Genomic DNA, 18373 nt, shown 5'->3' with positions numbered 1-18373 from the left:
CGGAGCGCCTCCAGGGGCCGTCCGCCTGGCGCGTGTAGGTGACGATCTTCGCGTCATCGGCCCCGAAGTTGGGAGAGAAGAACTTGTAGGTGGCCATGAGCTGGTCGCTGCGGCCGGGGGCCTGCATGACCGTCATGACGCCGCCGGGGCCGTCGCAGACGTCCCCCTCGGCGGTCCCGTCGAGCCTGAAGCGCCTGATGGGGCCCTCCTTCTCGGTCGCGACGACGAAGCCGTCGAAGTCGTCGCCATGGAGCATGCCGATGGCGTAGCACTTGGGCATGTCGGTCGCCAGTACCTTCTTCTCGTACCTCATGAGCTAATCTCCCTTCAGACCATCCAAGAGGAGCGAGATTGATACGCCGCATAAGCCAATCAACCTCGCTCCTCGAACATGTCCCTCCGATGAGGCCGCATCCAACACTCGCAACCTCTCTTGTCACTTATTCACGCATCAATCCATTACAGTTCGATGTCAATGTCAAGATCAGTAATCTCTTCAACCTTGTCCTCTGGCTCTTGCAACTTGGGCTTGATAATCGAAAGCAGTGTGCCCGTAATGCATGCGCCGATAAGCAGGGCAAGAGCGTATAGGAGCGGACTACTTGCCACAGGGATCGTAAAGATTCCTCCTGACAACAGGGGCACCGTAACACCCCATGACAGAATCAGACCATCAGCAATTCCCGAGCCAATAACAACACAGGGAACAACCCTCAAGGGATCTTTGAATGCGAACGGCAGTGCGCCCTCGGTCACTTGACACATGGACATGATGATGGCAGCAACAGCACTTTCCTTATCTGCTTCCTCCCACTTTTTCGGGGCAAATAGGAGCACGGAAAGAGCAACGCCCAGCGGAGGTGCCATTGCGGCAACATTCTTGCCCGCAGCAGGACCCCAAGCACCAGCAGCTGCAAAGGCGGTGACGATGGCAAAGGAGATCTTATTAACTGGGCCGCCCATATCAAAGCCCGTCATACCGCCGAGACAGAAGCCAAGCAGGAACTTTGAGCCCGTGTTCATGCCCATGAAGAAATCTGTTGCTGCGGCGGTAAGTGCCGCAAGCGGAGGTCCAACGATTTCGGCAATGAAGGCGACCTCGATCAGGCCCCCTACCATAGGAATGACCACAAGCGGGACGATTGTTCTCACGGACTTTGGCAGCGGGATACGGAGAAGCAGAATAGAGACAACACCTGCAATGAGGCCTGCAAAAATACCGCCAAGAAAACTAGACTTAACGGTGACGGATAAAAGGCCACCAAGAAAAGCAGGCGCAATGGCTGCTTTCCCTGCAATTGAATAGCCGATGCCAGCAGCCAAAACGGCTATCATGGCATTCAGTCCTGCATTTCCGGCTGTCAGCAGCCAGTATCCTACAGAACCCTCCACGTCTGTTCCGCCAATGATGCGACCGATTGCCGTACAAAATCCTGACATAATGATGACTGGAATCATGTAGGCAAGACCGGTCAGAAAATGCTTTTGGAGGTTCTGGGGGGTAAAGATTTCTTTCAGCTCTTTGCCCAAGGATTTTTCATCCATCTATCTTCCTTTCTTGCACTCTGCCCTTATGACATCCACCTCCCGGCGGGCTTACTTGGCAAGCTTCTTCTGGATAGTCAGTAGAAGACTCTTGGGATTTTGAATAGCAGTATTGGTGGGGACATGGACAAGAGGCATCTTGCCCTTAAAGCGATCCTCTCCCACCACTGCTACATCTGCAGCAATGATAGCGACATCTGCACCATTTACATTATCTTCAGTAAGGCCAAACTCAACGCCTGCGCTTCCCTGCGTCTCGACATAGCCTTCCATACCCAATTCCTTACCAGCCTCAAGTAGCTTCTCCCGAGCCATATAGGTATGGGCGATACCAACTGTACAAGAGGTAATTCCAACAAACTTCATAGCTACATGCCTCCAGCCATTTCCAATATCTCTTTGAACTTGTCACTATCGCTCTCTTCGCTCAGACGTTTCTGAATATCTGAATAGGCAAGAGCTGCTGCCAAGTGTCCTAGCATCTTGATGTATGCGGTATTACGATTCTCCGTTGGTACAACGAGCAAAAAAACCAGCGTTATGGGCTTGCCATCAAGGCTCTCCCAATCCAGGGGATTACTGGTCTTGAGAACTGCAATCCCTGCTTTAAGAGCGGCGCTTGACTCACCATGGGGAATGGCGATGCCGTTTTCCATTCCAGTGAGACCTAGGGCTTCACGCTTGTATACATCGTCGTGAAACAACTTCTTGTCTCTGATATAACCGCTCTTCTCAAGCATATCGCAGAGCTCTAGGATGGCTTCCTCCTTTGTCCTAGCCTTGGAATGCAAGTTGATATTGCTTCCTATCAAATCCATGTGCACTCACCTCCTAATCCTCTTTGTCGGGATACAGATTGTGTACGGGTGAGAAAACGAATATCTATGACCCGACTCCGTATAGGCCGAGCTATCCGTACTTATCGCAGTGAGCAGAATACGATTCCTAAACAGGTACACCCCATAAAAGAAGAAATAGCTGACAATGAATAGCAGTCCCAGGCACCATATGTTGTTTATGAGGGATACGATGCAAAAAGAGATAAGGATGATTCTTAGCCAACTACATAGGGGATTCCACTGGAAATACGTCCTTTTCCCCTCATGCCACGAATTGTAAAAGTAGAATATATGATGCGGTTTACTTTGACGGACGGTAGCCACCTATCTCCTTCCGGAGAGAGTTAATGACGCGAGCATTAAAAGAATCTCGTTGTTGAGTACCTTGGCGCATGACTTGTGCCACTTCCATCATGGGCACAGGTACATTTACATCGAGAGCCGACTTGATAGCCGTAGCACATGCGCTACTACTGTGGATGGTAGTTTCAACGTTATCCAACGTCTCGTTCTTATTAAACGCGTCAAACATGAGATCCATGAGCCAACCACGGATGACGGCAGACTTACTCCAGCCATAGGCCACGTCCTTGAGGTCATATTCAAAAGGACATGCCTGGAGAAGCTCGAATCCCTCACCTAGAATTTCAAGCTCAGAATGCAGGATGGCATTGTGGATTATTTTCAGGTAGTGACCGCTGCCCGTTCTTCCTGTATACAATAGGCCATCTTCTGCCGCTATGGCCTCAAGCAATGGCTTGAGTTCCTCGAATTTTTCGGCATCTCCGCCTGCCATAAAGCTCGCCCCATGACGAGCACCGTAAACACCACCCGACGTACCCACGTCAAAGAAGAAGACACCTTTTGCTCCGAGAAGTTCACCATTCCTTACAGAATCATGATAGTCAGAGTTTCCACCGTCGACGATCATGTCTCCCGATGTTGCATAATTGGCAAGATCCATTAAGGTTTCATTGGTAATTCTTCCAGCAGGGAGCATCACCCAGATGATCTTGACATCTTTGTCTTCGCCAATCGCGTGAAGACTGGTGATGGTTCTAAAGCCATCGTGAGCAGCTTTTGCCATAATTTCATCGCTCACATCAAAAGCGATTACATCATATCCATGTTCGCGCATGTTTAGGGCCAGGTTATAGCCCATCTTACCCATGCCAATCATATAAATCTTCATAAAGAAAATCCTCCATTCTCTCAAGAGTCGATAAACCGCACGTCCACAGTGCAGGCCAAGAACACACTTGGTTACTTATAAAAACGCTCGGTACTTGCCCTAGACCGAATTTACTAACAGATTCACACTTTGAGTATCCTCATACTGCCAATGGTAGATTTTCTGCTACAGATGGCTCTCAAATGAAAAGTATCTATATCATAACGGTCACATTATGCATAATTATCGTTAGTTTCTTTCAATCAGTCTTTCTGTACTGGTGGGGGTGTCACAATGAGTAGCTCATTTGTTGCTCGCAGACAATTTGCGATCCTTGACCTTCTAAGGAGAAAAAGTACGCTGTCCATCGCTGAGCTCGCTGAAGAATTCGGCGTTTCCGAAATCACAATTCGACGTGATATCAAGCACCTTGAGGAACGTGGGAAAGTCATACGCCGTTACGGATCCGTACGTGTCACTCAACATGACGACACCAACAGGTACCTCCAAAAGCAAGATACACAACGGCAGATAGCACAGATTGCGGCGAAGTTCATTGAGGATAACGATATTGTCTTCATTAACTCCAGCAGTACGGCCATTAAGACCCTTGCATACATCAGCGCAGCCAATGTCATGGTAATAACCAATAATGGCTCAGTGCTCAATCGGCCCTATGGCCAAAATATCAATGTCTTCCTAACCGGAGGAGCTGTCCATCCACTTAAGCATTCTCTCTCAGGCAACTCCACTCTATCCTTCCTGTCCTTAGTAAAGGCAAAGAAGTGCATCTTGGGGTGCGATGGCGTCTCTCCGGAAGGAGGCCTCACGACCAATGAATTCAGTGAGATGCAGGTTAATCGTATGATGCTCGAAAATGCGGCAAAGTCCATTGTCACCGTAACGAGCCAAAAACTAGGAGACACCGCAAGTTTTCAATATGGCTCCCTCGATCTCATCGACATAATAGTCACTGACACCAATGCAAGTAACGCACAGATCACCGCATTGAAGTTTGGAGGGATAAAAAAAGTTGTCCTTGCAGATGCAGATGCAAAGGATGACCTAACTAGCCTTGTAGACTTCTAAGAATATAGTCCCCTACCCCACCATGGTTGTTATCGAGGGATGCAACTTGGTCTGATACATCTTTGAGTGGTAAGGTCCCATTTGGCATGGCGATGCCAACGGCAGACTCAATGAGCATGTCCCTGTCATTTGCGGAATCGCCAAAGGACATCGTATGAGAGACAGCGACTCCCAACCGATTGCATACCCATTTCAAGGCATTGCCTTTTGTGGCATGCGCGTTCGTGATTTCAAGATTCTGTGGGTGCCCGACAGTCCAGATCAGCGTACGGTCACGATCTACGGCACGCGTTACCATCGATCGGTCAAAGCTCATGGGGAAGAACATGGCAACCTTATCAATTGGGGAACAGCGATGAATAATGGCGCGGGTAGACATATCCAACGTATGGCGGCTTTGGCTCAACCACTTTAAATTGCCCTCATCAATGCCAAACCCACGTATGCGTTCAAAGCGCCTGCGGTTGGTTAGGACCTTCCCCTCGGAAAAAATGTCAAAGGTGCAGGCGGCATCTTCCACTCGCTCAAAGAGCGAAAGTACGCTTGCCTTATGCATGGGAAGCGAGAACACCTTATCACCAGTGCGTACATCGATGATTGATGCCCCGTTTGTCTCAACAATAAGCTGCACAGACGGGTGTTGCACAAGACGTTTGGGGAGCGTAAGCCAAGCCCTACCTGTACAGGGAACAAAACCAATGCCATGTTCGGACAGCACATCGAGGGCCATCCAGTTGATTTGAGGCACAGACTTGTCGTCTGCCAAGAAGGTGCCATCCATATCGGAAAACACGAGCGCGTGCAGCATTCCTTCTGTCATCCCCTAGCGCTCCTCGATGGGAACATAGAAGCGCTCGTCCATATAGGTGCTGTACGCGGGACGGATGATGCGTGCCGGTCCATAGAGTTCCTCCATGCGGTGAGCCGCCCAGCCCGCGGAGCGCGCGAGTGCAAAGAGCGGCGTGTAGAGATCCTCCGGAATCCCCAGCATGGAGTATACGAAGCCCGTGTACATGTCGATGTTGGTGGAGATGGGCTTGGTGATGTGACGCACATCGCGCATGACCTTCGGCCCCAGGCGCTCTACGCGTTCGATGAGCTCGAGCTTGTCCAGCTGACCCTTCTTCTCGGCAAGCTCATGGGCATAGGTCTTCACGACCTCGGCGCGTGGGTCGGTCACGGTATAGACGGCATGGCCCAAGCCATAGATGAGGCCCGAGTGGTCGAAGGCCTCGCCCCTGAGGATGCGCGCGAGATACCCCGCCACCTCGTCGTCACTCGTCCAGTCGCGCACGTTGCCGGCGATGTCATTTATCATGGCACCGGCCTTGGCGTTGGCACCACCGTGCCGAGGCCCCTTGAGCGATCCCAGGGCCGCCGCATAGGTGCTGTAGGCATCGGTTCCCGAGGACGAGAGCACGCGGCATGAGAACGTGGAGTTGTTGCCACCACCATGCTCCGCATGCAGCATGAGCATGACGTCGAGCAGCATGGCCTCCTCGCGCGAGAAGCCCTCGTCGGCATGGATGACATCCAGGATCGTCTCGGCCATGGTGTAGCCCTCGCGTGCGGGCGGGATGCGCAGGCGCGTGCCCTCCTGCTCGGCGACATAGGCCTGATGCGCAATGGATGCGGCACGCGGCCAGCGACCCAGGAGGGAGAGTGCCACGTCGATCTCGTGTGTGGGAGCCGTGTCGTCCGGGTCGCGATCGAAGGCGTAGAGCAAAAGCGTCGCGCGCTGCAGGACGTTCATGATGGAATGGCTGTAGGTGGTGCGCGGGAAGATGTCCAGATAGCCCTCGGGCAGCTGGCGACGGGCACCGATGCGCGCGCGGAAGTCATCCATCTGCGGCCGTGTGGGGAGCGAGCCGGAAAGCAGCAGGTAAGCAACCTCCTCATAGCCAAAGCGACCCGCATCGTGCGTGCCTCGTACCAGGTCGTCAATCGTATAGCCGCGGTATCTCAGCTGTCCCTCATCCGGGACGACCCTGCCGTCCACCCTGGTGTAGCCATGGACGTCCGAGATGGTGGTGAGGCCCACCAGCACGCCCGAACCATCCGCATTGCGCAGGCCGCGCTTGACGTTGCGCTCCTCATAGAGCTGGTCGGGCACGCGATCCATGTTCTGCATGCCCTCGTAGAGCTGATCGGACTCGGGCGGGCGACCTAACCCCTCCGACGGCATGGGATAGGCGTCGGCAATGTGCGTGAGCGCAGACGTGTCCTTGCGCGTGAGAAACAGCTTGCGCTGCCTACGGCCTTCCATGGCTCTGCCAATGCTCATGAGACTACCTCCCGTGCCGCTCTTGATCCTCTGTGGACATCGCCCCTCCTCACACGCATGCCTACCCGCCGCGCCTGCGCCATGGGCCTACAGGCGGTACATGAAGTTGAACACCTCTTCGCGCTGCATGGAGATCTGCACGCCCAGCTCACCCACGAGCTGATCGAGCTCCTGCTGGATGGCCAGGAAGTCTTCGGTATGATCGCCCAGATCGGCGAGCATGGTCATGGTGAAGATGCCCTGCAGGATGGTCTGCGAGATATCGAGGATGTTCACGTCATGCCGTGCAAGCACGCCGGCCACCGCGGCCACGATGCCAGAGCGGTCGCTGCCCAAGACGGTGATGATGATACGAGACTTCGAGGTATCGGTGCTATCTGCCATGAGTGCTCCTTCGGGTACGCACACGGGACGAGGTCGCTCAGTGGGATGTCCATTGTATTCGAGCAAGGGCCTGGGCTGCCCCGTGCGCCCAGAGGTTCTTCGTGCGGAAACAGGACACCCGCATCCCACGTGGAACGACCGGCAGCCCTGACATGCAGGCTACGAGGCAGAACCGTCACTATCCTCATCGGATGGGTCAGCCGACTCATCAGCGCCGGCATTCTCCACCTGCGGGCAGCATGAGAGAATCCACGCGACAAGGTTGTCCTGGGCGTCGCCGCTGCGCTCCGCAAGCTCGAAGCCGCAACCCCACACCGGCTGATAGGCCACGCTCTGGACGCCATCATACTGCTTGAGGGCGAGGGCAAGGTTGAGCTCACCGCAGATGGCGGCATTGGTCTGGGCGAGGCCCGAGTTGATGCGCCAATAGGGTGCGACGGCAGCCTTGCCATAGCCGTCGTAATGGCCGCTCAGGGTGTAGAGCGGGTTCATGGCGCTCACACGATCCGCCATGCTTGCCTCTTCGGCGTCGATCTTCTGGAGGTCAGCCTCCCAAGCATCGGGCAGAGCCTTGTCAAAGCCCACGATCTTTGCGTACTCGTCCTGATGGTCCTTGAGGAGATCGGACACCGTCTGGTCAAAGTGGAGGGTGGACTCCTCGCCAATGCCGAAGAGCTGATTGATGCTGGAGCTGAGGTCGATCATGTCGAACGCACACACCGAGCGCGACGCCGGACGGCAGTGCGTGACGAAGTCCCACAGGCTGGAGATGCGCGCCGCACCCCTGCCCGAACTGTAGGTGATCCAGCGGTTACCGCTGTTGAGGGAGTTGAGGTAGCTGTCGATGGAATCGTAGACCGTCGAGTTCACGGATGAGACACCATTCTGCTCCTGCGGTTGCGACGAGGAGGAGCCCTCACCCTGCTGGGAGCCCTGGTTCGAGGACGTCGTGCCCTCCTCGGTGGTGGCGGCATCTGCCGCCTCGGCGCTGTCGGCCACGAGATTGGGATCGCCCGGAAAGCAGGGGTCACCCAGCTGGCTGGGCGTGTAGGTGTACGGAAAGCTCGTGCTGTTGAAGAAGTCGCTTGCCGCGTTGGTGATGACGCTGAGCACGTACTCGTAGTAGCTGCCATCAAGGTAGGTGCCATCGTTCACGGCGTTGAGCGTCAGCGCCTCTCCCCCATCGCCCCGCAGGTCCATGGTGTTGACGTAGTCGCCATAGGCAGCGGCAAGATGTGTTGAGAGCAGCTTGGTCCAGGTTCCGTCCGCGCGCGTGTCCGTGGAGGCAAATTGGCCCATCATCCATTCGTAGGCAGCATCCTGCGTGTCAAACGAGGTGAGGGGGCACCAGGTGGCGGATCCATAGACTCTGTCGGAGAGGGTATCGCCCTCGGCATCGTGCGTGGCCGCGCCGATGGCCGTAAGATACTTGGCATAGAGGTCACTGTCGCCCAGGGCGCCCAACGCCGCGCTGGCGCCACCGCCCATGCCATAGCCAAACGAGATGATGCGATCGGGGTTGAAGGGCAGTTTGCCAGCGTTATAGCGTAGGTAGCGCACGGCGGCCTTGAGATCAACGACCGGCCAGGGGGCGCCGCCCGGGTACATCTCCTTGGAGCCGCTCTCGATGCCGGCAGAACGGCCGCGGAAGCCGGCGTACACGTAGACCATGCCCGCGGAAAGGTAGCGCTCCAGCCCCGCGTAGCCGTAGGCCTCGGGACACGCCTGGGCGGAGAGGCGCACGGAGTTGATGGGCATCACGGCCGGTGCGGAGGCGGGGTTGAGCGAGCCGACCACGCCATCCTTCTTGGGCGTGCACTTGTAGGCGTCACCGGACTTCTCGGCATCGAAGTAGGCGCCCGGCACGAAGATGGCAAGCGACTCGTACTTCTCGCTCGCAGGTTTGAGGCAGTACTTGAGGCCCAGCTGGTAGTAGCAGTCGTTGTCCGTATCGTACTGCCATGAGGAGTCGTTGAGCTCGAGGTCCTTGAACTCGCTGGGGTCAACCTGCTGTTCGCTGCTGTCCGTCGAGGTATCGGCGGGCTGCTGGTCGTCCTGCTGCTGAGGCGTGCAGGCGGCAAGGCCGAGTGCCCCAAGGGCAACGCCTGTGGCGGCAAGAAAGCTTCTCCTGGTTGTGCTCATCCATCCTCCCGACACGACGCGAACCGATGGGCAAGAACGCTCACGTCCCACGCCCTCAAGGACTTAGGCTAGGTGATATTGTACGCTTAGGAGTGTTGCGTGCGAACAATAGAGGCGAATGGGGGCCGCCATGTTTGGCCTGGGCCGCAAGAAGTCCACAACCACAAAGGCCAAGAGGGAGTCACGCCCGCTGGAGCCGGGAACGAGGCGTCTCAGGATGCGCTTCCGCGGCGAGGTGCAGGGCGTGGGATTCCGCTGGACGTCGCAGCTTGTCGCGGATCGCGTGGGCTGCACCGGCTGGGTGCGCAACGAGGACGATGGCAGCGTCTCCATGGAGCTCCAGGGGACGGACGATCAGATCAGCGCCTGGTTTGGTGGGCTGTCTGGGTCGTATGCACGCTTCCCCATCGACTATCGCATAGACGAGAAGGAGGACATCGAGCCCGTGGAAGGCGAGAGCGGGTTTGCGGTCCGGTACCGGTAGGGCAATGAGGCGCGGCGATCAGGCTACCCTGTCCTCGGGAATGAGGCCACCATTGCTCATCTCGAGCACCTCGTCGTAGCGTGCGGCATGCTTCGAGTCCAGGTGATGCGTCACGGCTATGAGCGTCACCCCATCGAGTGACAGCAGGGTGTCCTCAACGTGCGCAGCGGTCTCGCCATCCAAAGCCGACGTCGCCTCATCCACAAGGAGCGTCGTCTTGCCGTAGAGGAGAGCCCGGGCGATGACCACGCGTTGGCACTCTCCACCTGAGAAGCGTGCGCCCCCCTCATGAACTGGCGTGTCAAGCCCATCGGGTAGCGACGCCACGACGCCATCCAAGCCAGCAAGGTGCACGGCGTCCCTCACCTGCTCGTCGGCAAATGGCTCTCGAAGGGTTATGTTCTCACGCAGCGTGTCATCGAACGGAAAGACATGCTGATGAACCCAGGCGACATCAGGGACGAGGTATGGGTCACCATCCACAAGGACCCTATCCGAGCTAGGGTGCAGGCGTCCTCCGAGGAGTTCCAACATGGTGGACTTCCCACAGCCACTCGCACCGGTGATGGCGAACTTCCTGCTGGCATCGAAGCGCTGCGAACAGTCGTGCAGCAGCTTGGGCATGCCAGCAGACCCGTCCAGGGCATCGTTTGCACTGCCATACGAGAAGCTCACATCGTCAAGCTCGATGGAGTGCCTCACCTCGCATATCGCGCCCATCCGCCCAACTTCCGATGCCCCCCTTCGACTCATTCGGCGCGTCAGGGAGAGGATAGGTCGACTTGAGCTTGGCAACTTTGCCTGAGAGCTCCGTCGCTGGTGATATGACGCTGCCCGAGAGCTGGGTGACGGCTATGATGCTGCCAATAGACATATATCCCCACACCGCACCCATGCCCGTCATGCCCATGATCGCAAACTGCATGATGACGCCCACGGCACTCGAGACGCTTCCGATGCACGCCGTCATCATCCCCAGGACGGCCTTTCGTCCCTGATACTGCCCAATAGCCCTGCTCATCTTGTCAAGCATGCCCTTCTCGACGTGAAACGACCGTATGACCTCAGCGCCCTGCGCGGCATCGCGCACGCGTCCGTTGTAGGTTGCGGCATCGCTGACGATCCGACGCTGTTGGTCGGACAAACGGCTGCCGAACAGATGTGGGACGAGCGTCGGCAGGGCCATGCCAACGAGGGAGACGAGAGCGACAAGGGGGTTAATCAGAACGAGCAGCACGCATCCTATGATTATTTTGAAGGCGGACTCTAAGATATCGAGCACACAGAAGCATATGAGTCTGTCGAGGCTGATGTATCGCCTGATGAGATGTGTTCCACGCATGGCAATGTGATCCTTGTGTCTTGAGGGGTGCAGGCATGTGACAAGCGGACCGCCGACAGAGGGAGGACCCCGGTCGGCGGCCATACTGCTGAAAGCTAGAGGACGACGGTAATAACCACATCCCCGTTGCCCCGCCTCATCAGATGCCCCGGCTGCTTCGCCATGAAAATCGCCTCCCTGCGTTGATGTATGCATCATTGCAGGGAGGCGACCATGACGCCATATCGATGGATGTATGTCTGAACTTTCACGAAACGACACGTGGCATGGCTCGCACGTGTCGGCATCAACGCACGTGCCAGCATCAAAGTTCTACGCCCATGTTCTCCCGGACCCACTGCCGCACCGCCTCGGCATGGTCACGCTATCCCGTCAGATCCATAGAGGGAGCAACAACCCTGAGGACATGGGGGGGTTCGTCCATCTGTCCTCTCCGATATGCGACACGTGCCCTCGCATGGAGGATGTTTGGCATGTATGTCAGGATGCCACTATCGATGGCCTCATCGTTGGCGCGGTCGAGGTAGCGGAGCGAATCCTCATAGCGTCCCTCGAACTCAAGGCTCAACGCAAGATTGAGCTCACAGCCTATCCTCTCGTCGACCCACTCCTGCGTCTTGTTGCTCTGGTTGTCCATCGACCTGACGAGCTCCTCACCCAGGCGTGACGCATCTGGGTAACGCCCCAGGTAGCACAGCGTCGGGGTCATGAGACCGATGCACGCGGCCTCGGTCAGCGACAAGAGCGTATGTCTGAAGTCGTTCAGACGGAGAGACAGCCTCGTCAGGCTGACGGACTGTTCAAGCAGGCGTAGCGCCTCGTCCAAACGCTCGCCGCGCGGAGTAACGAGCGCACGGGCACTCGTCATGAGGTAGGGCTGTCGATACGTTGGTCTCTCACGGGACGATTCGTCCACGGTGTCCAGCAGTCTGTGCGCCTCGCCCAGATCGCCCCGACGCAACGCTGCGCCGGCGCATTCGATGACCTCTGCAAACTCGTTGTCGCGCTCGGTCGTGTAGTAGACGTCACAGAGCTGTTCCCAGACGAGAGAGCATGCCATCGAGCACGGGCTTCGTGGGCATCTGCCTCCCGTTCTCGACGCGCGAGACGGTAACGGGCGAATGACCGCAGCACACGGGGCAATGCGCCGTGGGATCCGTCTTCGTCAGCGGTACGTCGCATCCTCTATCATGAACTCTTGTCAGGGAGGATCACACATGGCGCACGGCATGACGCTCAGGCAGCTTGAGATAGGCGACACGGCTCGCATCACGAGGGTGGGCGGCACAGGTGCCCTGCGCCAGCACTTCCTCGACATGGGCCTCATACCCGGCGCCACCATCACCCTGGAGAAGTATGCGCCCATGGGTGACCCCATGGAGCTGCGCATCCACGACTACCAGCTCACCCTGCGCGTGGACGATGCGGCACGGATCGACGTGGAGCCCGTGCGCCCAGGCGAGGGACGCGCCTCCCAGCCCATCTCCCCCACAGGCGTCGCGCATCCAGGCCTTGGCGAGAGGACCACGCCCTCCCACACCGACCCCCGCACGGCCGACCACAGCCACGCCCTGCCGGAGGGAGCCACGCTCACCTTTGCCCTCGCCGGCAACCAGAACAGCGGCAAGACCACCCTGTTCAACCAGCTGACGGGCGCCAACCAACATGTGGGCAACTTCCCCGGCGTGACGGTGGACCGCAAGGAGGGGGCCATCAGGGGGCACCCCGACACCAACGTCGTCGACCTGCCGGGCATCTACTCCCTCTCGCCCTACAGCCCCGAGGAGCTCGTCAGCCGACGCTTCATCCTCGACGAGCGACCCACGGGCATCATCGACATCGTGGACGCCACCAACATCGAGCGTAACCTCTACCTCACCATGCAGCTCATGGAGCTGGGGCTGCCGATGGTCCTTGCCCTCAACATGATGGACGAGGTGCAAAAGAACGGTGGCTCCGTGCACGTCAACGAGATGGAGGACCTCCTGGGCATCCCCGTGGTGCCCATCTCGGCCATCCGGGGCGAGGGCGTGGACGAGCTCGTGAGCCATGCCATCCACGTGGCGCGCTACCAGGAGCTCCCTGAGCGGCAGGACTTCTGCAGCCCCGAGGACCACGGTGGGTCCGTGCACCGCTGCCTGCACGCCATCATGCACCTCATCGAGGACCATGCCGCCCGGGCACACATCCCCATGCGCTTTGCCGCCTCCAAGCTCGTGGAGGGCGACCGGCGCGTCATCGATGCGCTCGGGCTCGACACGAACGAGCGCGAGGCCATGGAGCGCATCGTCGCGCAGATGGAGGCCGAGCGTGGGCTCGACCGTGCCGCTGCCATCGCCGACATGCGCTTCTCGTTCATACAGCGCATCGTGGACTCCTGCGTCGTCAAGCCCCGGGAGAGCCGCGAGCGGGAGCGGAGCCGCCGGGCGGACCGCTTCCTCACGGGCAGGTGGACGGCCCTCCCCGCCTTCGCGGGCATCATGGCGCTCGTCTTCTGGCTCACCTTCGCCGTGGTGGGGAGGTTCCTGGGTGACCTCGTCGACGCGGGGGTCACGTGGCTCACGGGCATCGTGGCCGCAGGACTTGTGGCGGCGGGGGCCAGCGACGTCGTGCGCTCGCTCGTGGTGGACGGCATCTTCAACGCCATCGGCACGGTGCTGCCCATCCTGCCCATCGTCGTGACGATGTTCCTCTTCCTGTCACTCCTGGAGGACACGGGCTACATGGCGCGCGTGGCCTTTGTGATGGACAAGCTGCTCCGCAGGATCGGCCTCTCGGGCCGCTCCATCGTACCCATGCTCGTGGGCTTCGGCTGCACCGTGCCGGCCGTCATGGCGGCGCGCACCCTGCCTTCGGAGCGCGACCGCAAGCTCACCATCTTCCTCACGCCGTTCATGAGCTGCTCCACCAAGCTCACCATCTATAGCTACTTCACGGCGGCATTCTTCCCCCAGAACGGCTGGCTCGTGATGTGCGGCCTGTACCTCCTGGGCATTGCGCTGGGCGTGCTGACGGGCCTCGTCACGCACAAGACGGTGGCCCGCGGCGAGGCGGTCCCCTTCGTGATGGAACTGCCCAACTACCGGCTGCCCAGCCCCAAGAGCGTGGTGAGGCTGCTGTGGATGAGGTCGAAGGACTTCCTCTCGCGCGCGTTCTCGGTGGTCCTCGTGGCGGCCGTGGTCATCTGGGCCCTGCAGACCTTCGACCCCTCCCTGCAGATGGTCAGCGACCCCAGCCAATCGATCCTCGCGCATCTCTCCCGGTGGATGGCCCCGGCCTTCTTGCCGCTCGGCTTTGGCGACTGGCGCATCGTCACGGCGCTGGTCGCAGGCTTTATGGCCAAGGAGGTCGTGGTCTCCTCGCTCTCCGTGCTGTTTGGGTCCGTCACCGAGCTGCTCGCCGTGCTGACGCCCCTCACCGCCTTTGCCCTTTTGGTCTTCTGCCTGCTCTACACGCCGTGCGTGGCGGCCATCGCCGCCATCCGACGCGAGTTGGGGGGCAGATGGGCGGCAGGCATCGTCGCCTTCCAGTGCGCGGTGGCGTGGCTCGTGGCCTGGCTGGTACGCCTGGTTGGAATGGCGCTGGGGCTGGGATAGGGCTGGGTCGTTGGCGCCACCCCCTCGCCGGCCCTGCTGCTCCCCTCGATCGTGCACGGGTGCTGCTTCATTCCGCCCCGCACGCGGACTCCGCCCCGCATGCGGACTCAAGTCGGCATGTGGGACAGGAATCGTCTGGAGACCGCGCACGATTGGGGATGGGAGTGCGCATCGCCTGCGTTCCGTCATTTGCGGGCATGTCCACCCCCTAAAAGTGCTACAACACAAGTATCGTATTTATGACCACAGAAAGGGGCTCTCATGGAAGAACGCACGGGCACTACGTTTGCCGGACAGGCCGTCACCCTTCTCGGACCCGAGGTCAAGGTGGGAGACAAGGCCCCCGACTTCACCTGCGTCAAGCCCGACCTCTCGTCCTTCTCCCTCAAGGAGGTCGAGGGCAAGGTCAAGCTCATCAGCGTCGTGCCGTCCATCGATACGGGCGTCTGCGAGCTGCAGACCGTCCGCTTCAACAAGGAGGCCTCCACGCTCAACGACACCGTCGTCATCACCATCAGCTGCGACCTGCCGTTTGCCCTGGATCGCTTCTGTGCCGCGAAGGGCATCGACAATGCCATCGTCGTGTCCGACTACAACGGCCACTCCTTCGGCGAGGGCTACGGCTTCCTCATGAAGGAGTTCATGCTCGAGAACCGCGGCATCGTGGTCATCGACAGGGATGACGTGGTGCGCTATGTGGAGTACGTGACCGACAACGGCAACCACCCCGACTACGACCGGGCCCTCGCCGCCGCGCGCGAGCTGGCATAACCACGTGCGCTGGGGACCCCGTGGCATGCCCCGGGGTCCCCAGCGCAGTATCGTTATCGCTTTCACCCCGGCCTAGAAGAGCGGCACGCCATCGAGGAGGAAGTCCTTCACGGTGCAGGCTCCTGACGCCGAGCCACCAACGACGATACGTCGTGCGTCCGGATGCCTGGCGAGGAAGGTCCCCATGCCGCTTTGCCCGGATTCCGCACCAGACTTCACCTCCACGGCCGTGAGTGCCGAACCCTTTCGCAGGACGAAGTCAACCTCCTGAACACCCTCACGCCACCACATGACCTCGAAGCCCTCGTCCGCAGAGCGCGCGAGCAGGCGCGCACCCACCGAGGACTCGACGATTCGCCCACGTATGTCAGGCTCTCCCAGCAGCCTGTCCCTCCCCTTGGGAGAGACGGCAGAGATGAGGGAGGTGTCATAGACCATGAGTCTGGGCGAGCTCTTGCGGCGAGCCAGCTCCTTGTCGGAATACTTGTCCAGCCCGCAAATCATTCCAGCCTTTGAGAGAAGGTCGAGATAATGGGCAAGCGTGACGGTGTTTCCCGCATCCTGCAGCTGGCCGAGCATCTTGGTGTACGAGAGCTCCTGCGCCGAATACGTCGCGCCCAGCCTGAACAGCGCACGCATGAGCGCGGGCTTGCGCACATCCTCGAGCGCGAGCACGTCTTGGGAGATGGTTGGCTCGATGATGGCGTCGCGCATATAGGAGCCCCATCGAAGGTCATCGCCCGCGAACCGTGCCGCCCCTGGATATCCGCCGTAATAGAGGTAATCGTCAAGCGTAAACCCGAATGCCTCGGTGCACTCCGCAAGGCTCCAGTGTGGCGAACGGATAAGCTCGTACCTTCCCATGAGCGAGTCCTCAAGCCCCTTATGGAGCAGGAGCGATGAGGATCCGCTTAGAATCACCTTAAGGGGACTCATCGTCCGCTGGTCGGCGTCATAGAGCGACTTGACAACCCGCGGCCAAGAGGGGATCTTCTGCACCTCATCCACGATCAGCACCATGGGGCTGGAGTCACGCATGGCCTCGTTGCGCGCCTGTTGCCATTCCGTCCGCAGCCACTGCTCAGAGGGAATGATGGCGTCATCGGCCGACACAAAGTGATTGCGGACGTCCGCCTTTCGCAATGCCTGGGCGATCATGGTGCTTTTGCCCGTCTGTCGTGAGCCAACCACAACCTGCATCAGTGGATTCTCTCGCTCATGCATCCTCGTAGCCATTGTGTCTACCTGAGCGCGCTCGTACATACTGCTCCTCCGCATGGTACTGAGTAATTTTGCTCATTGTACTGAGTAATTTTGCTCAGTACAATGAGCAAAATAGATACGTCTGCGGCCACGCCCTCGCCCATCGCGGAGAGGAGACGCACCAAGAGAACGGAGAGCGCCGACTGCGCGCCGCTCGCGAGCACGAGCAGGAGGGCGAGGGCGACGACGAGGGACACGTCGCCTGCGGCGAGGTCCCGGTCGATAAGCCGCTGGGTTATGAGCGCAGGCGAGACGGCGACGGTCGAGTATGCGACGAGCAGGGCGGCGGCTCCCACGAGCGCGCCCGCGCGGGCACGGACGAACGGGGCCATGAGGCGCAGCGCCACCGAGAGCGGGTCCCTCACCTCGCGCCTTGCCCGCCGTCCACGAGCGTGGCGGTAGAGGCGGCAAGCTCCCGAAAGCGCTCGTCGTCCGCAAGGCTGCCCCACGCGGGGTCGGCCACCGCGGCGACGACGGCTTCCCTCACGGCGCGGACGAGGTCGGACGCCTGGCCCTCCTTGTGCCCGGCCCACGCCTCCCCAAACCGCCCGGGGTTGGCGTCGGGAGCGATGCGGTCATAGAGCGGCGAGCTCTGGGACGAGAAGGGCACGGCGGGCGCGAGTTCCCGCGCGAGGTCGGCCGCATCCGCAAGCGCCTCGAGGGCGCCGTCCGTATCGCCCGCCCGCCAGAGCGTGCCTGCGAGCTCGAGGGCGACCGTCGCGCGGTAGCTCGGGTTAATCCCATCCAGGTCGAGCGTCCCGTGAAGCGCGCTCGCCGCCCGGGCGGCACGCCTGGCGTGCTCGGCGTCCTCCGCCATGCCGACCTCCTGCAGCAGGAGCGCCTCGACGAGCGAGGTCGAGCGCAGGCATTCCGCCTGCATGAGCTTCCAGGCGTCATCCTTGCGTCCCAGCCCCTTATAGGCCGTGACCAGGAGCATCGCCTGCGGTATCTCCTGCCGGGAGACCACAGGCTCCAAGAGCGCCACCGCCTCCGTATATGACCCCGACTGGACGAGTACCGCAGCCCTCATCTGGACTGCCTGCCGTGCTGCCACGGAATCGGAACCCTCGTCGATCACGTGGTCGAGAAGGTCGGCCGCCTCGGCCATCAACGCGCCGGAACCATCTTCGGCGGCCACGCGGGAGGTCTCGCTTCCCGCCTGCCCGAGGGGATCCAGCCCCACGGTCGCCCACTCAAAGAGCAGCGACGCCATCATGACCAGGAGCCGACCGTCCGCATAGTGATCACGGACGGTCGCGCGCAGGCAGCCGAGCGCGGCGGGCTGGTCGCGCATCGCCTCGGCGCGCAGCTCGGCATAGAGGGTCGCCAGCTCCTCCTCGGAGAGCACGGAGCGGTAATCGAACAGCTCGTCGAGCGTGAGCGAGAAGTAGGCCGGGCCGCTATGCGGGGTAGGAGCGCGACGTCGGGCATGCTCTGGCCGACCTCCCACCACGGTTTTGCAG

The 18373-nt window shown here is 59.6% G+C and carries 18 protein-coding genes and 1 pseudogene; 4 read left to right on the top strand and 15 right to left on the bottom strand.

Features of this window, described 5'->3' with window-relative positions; genetic code table 11:
• From HMPREF1316_RS03885 to HMPREF1316_RS03865, 5 genes and pseudogenes are all read right to left on the bottom strand, one after another.
• A pseudogene (locus HMPREF1316_RS03885) lies at positions 1–313 on the bottom strand (hypothetical protein); the annotation flags it as partial.
• A gap of 146 nt (positions 314–459) precedes the next feature.
• Positions 460–1545: a PTS fructose transporter subunit IIC gene (locus tag HMPREF1316_RS03880; protein ID WP_021725612.1), complete on the bottom strand. Its 1086-nt coding sequence runs from the start codon at positions 1543–1545 to the stop codon at positions 460–462.
• Between the two features lie 51 nt (positions 1546–1596).
• Positions 1597–1911 carry a PTS fructose transporter subunit IIB gene (locus HMPREF1316_RS03875; protein ID WP_040651256.1) on the bottom strand — a complete coding sequence of 105 codons (315 nt, stop codon included), beginning with the start codon at positions 1909–1911 and terminating at the stop codon, positions 1597–1599.
• A 2-nt stretch (positions 1912–1913) separates the two neighbouring features.
• A complete protein-coding gene (locus HMPREF1316_RS03870; RefSeq protein ID WP_040651254.1) occupies positions 1914–2363 on the bottom strand; it encodes a PTS sugar transporter subunit IIA in 450 nt (149 codons plus the stop codon).
• Between the two features lie 322 nt (positions 2364–2685).
• The gene (locus HMPREF1316_RS03865; RefSeq protein ID WP_269594175.1) at positions 2686–3564 is read right to left on the bottom strand and encodes an NADP-dependent phosphogluconate dehydrogenase; all 879 of its coding nucleotides are present in this window, start codon (positions 3562–3564) and stop codon (positions 2686–2688) included.
• 285 nt (positions 3565–3849) lie between these two features.
• Here HMPREF1316_RS03865 and HMPREF1316_RS03860 point away from each other — a divergent pair, with 285 nt between their 5' ends.
• Positions 3850–4644, top strand: coding sequence for a DeoR/GlpR family DNA-binding transcription regulator (locus HMPREF1316_RS03860; protein WP_021725561.1), 795 nt, complete (start codon positions 3850–3852; stop codon positions 4642–4644).
• On the opposite strand, the gene HMPREF1316_RS03855 is transcribed toward HMPREF1316_RS03860, so the two are convergent.
• From HMPREF1316_RS03855 to HMPREF1316_RS03840, 4 genes are all read right to left on the bottom strand, one after another.
• Positions 4625–5464 (bottom strand): HAD family hydrolase, encoded by an 840-nt coding sequence (locus HMPREF1316_RS03855; RefSeq protein ID WP_021725546.1) that lies wholly within the window; start codon positions 5462–5464, stop codon positions 4625–4627. The two genes, HMPREF1316_RS03860 and HMPREF1316_RS03855, sit on opposite strands and share 20 nt — an antisense overlap.
• A 3-nt stretch (positions 5465–5467) precedes the next feature.
• Positions 5468–6928 (bottom strand): citrate synthase, encoded by a 1461-nt coding sequence (locus tag HMPREF1316_RS03850; RefSeq protein WP_021725568.1) that lies wholly within the window; start codon positions 6926–6928, stop codon positions 5468–5470.
• Between the two features lie 87 nt (positions 6929–7015).
• On the bottom strand, positions 7016–7312 hold the full coding sequence (locus HMPREF1316_RS03845; RefSeq protein WP_021725590.1) for an ACT domain-containing protein: 297 nt from the start codon (positions 7310–7312) through the stop codon (positions 7016–7018).
• A 159-nt stretch (positions 7313–7471) separates the two neighbouring features.
• Positions 7472–9454, bottom strand: a complete 1983-nt coding sequence (locus HMPREF1316_RS03840) for a subtype A tannase (RefSeq protein ID WP_021725586.1) — start codon at positions 9452–9454, stop codon at positions 7472–7474.
• Between the two features lie 130 nt (positions 9455–9584).
• Between HMPREF1316_RS03840 and HMPREF1316_RS03835 the strand changes: the two genes are divergently transcribed.
• Positions 9585–9938: an acylphosphatase gene (locus HMPREF1316_RS03835; protein ID WP_021725595.1), complete on the top strand. Its 354-nt coding sequence runs from the start codon at positions 9585–9587 to the stop codon at positions 9936–9938.
• An 18-nt stretch (positions 9939–9956) separates the two neighbouring features.
• Here the strand turns inward: HMPREF1316_RS03835 and HMPREF1316_RS03830 are convergent, their stop codons facing one another.
• From HMPREF1316_RS03830 to HMPREF1316_RS03820, 3 genes are all read right to left on the bottom strand, one after another.
• Complete coding sequence (locus tag HMPREF1316_RS03830; protein ID WP_232204422.1) at positions 9957–10640, bottom strand: ATP-binding cassette domain-containing protein; 684 nt, start codon at positions 10638–10640, stop codon at positions 9957–9959.
• Entirely contained in the window at positions 10618–11280 is a 663-nt protein-coding gene (locus HMPREF1316_RS03825) for an ABC transporter transmembrane domain-containing protein (RefSeq protein WP_021725611.1), read from the bottom strand. The genes HMPREF1316_RS03830 and HMPREF1316_RS03825 overlap by 23 nt, the downstream gene beginning before the upstream one ends.
• 364 nt (positions 11281–11644) lie before the next feature.
• Complete coding sequence (locus tag HMPREF1316_RS03820; protein WP_021725599.1) at positions 11645–12340, bottom strand: hypothetical protein; 696 nt, start codon at positions 12338–12340, stop codon at positions 11645–11647.
• A 157-nt stretch (positions 12341–12497) separates the two neighbouring features.
• Between HMPREF1316_RS03820 and feoB the strand changes: the two genes are divergently transcribed.
• Positions 12498–14876, top strand: coding sequence for a ferrous iron transport protein B (gene feoB / locus HMPREF1316_RS03815; RefSeq protein ID WP_021725591.1), 2379 nt, complete (start codon positions 12498–12500; stop codon positions 14874–14876).
• Between the two features lie 261 nt (positions 14877–15137).
• Entirely contained in the window at positions 15138–15647 is a 510-nt protein-coding gene (gene tpx / locus HMPREF1316_RS03810) for a thiol peroxidase (RefSeq protein WP_021725557.1), read from the top strand.
• 72 nt (positions 15648–15719) lie between these two features.
• Here tpx and HMPREF1316_RS03805 read toward each other — a convergent pair whose 3' ends face one another.
• Genes HMPREF1316_RS03805 through HMPREF1316_RS14005 form a run of 3 tightly spaced genes read right to left on the bottom strand, consistent with a single transcriptional unit; the run spans position 15720 to position 18360 of the window.
• On the bottom strand, positions 15720–16847 hold the full coding sequence (locus HMPREF1316_RS03805; RefSeq protein ID WP_232204421.1) for an ATP-binding protein: 1128 nt from the start codon (positions 16845–16847) through the stop codon (positions 15720–15722).
• A 41-nt stretch (positions 16848–16888) separates the two neighbouring features.
• The gene (locus HMPREF1316_RS03800; RefSeq protein ID WP_021725578.1) at positions 16889–17275 is read right to left on the bottom strand and encodes a hypothetical protein; all 387 of its coding nucleotides are present in this window, start codon (positions 17273–17275) and stop codon (positions 16889–16891) included.
• Positions 17272–18360 carry an XRE family transcriptional regulator gene (locus HMPREF1316_RS14005; protein WP_198009573.1) on the bottom strand — a complete coding sequence of 363 codons (1089 nt, stop codon included), beginning with the start codon at positions 18358–18360 and terminating at the stop codon, positions 17272–17274. The genes HMPREF1316_RS03800 and HMPREF1316_RS14005 overlap by 4 nt, the downstream gene beginning before the upstream one ends.
• Positions 18361–18373 lie beyond the last annotated feature (13 nt).

Origin of the sequence: Olsenella profusa F0195 (assembly GCF_000468755.1) — a bacterium.
Classification (GTDB): Bacteria; Actinomycetota; Coriobacteriia; order Coriobacteriales; family Atopobiaceae; genus Olsenella_F; species Olsenella_F profusa.
This window is presented reverse-complemented; position numbering and strand designations above follow the sequence as displayed.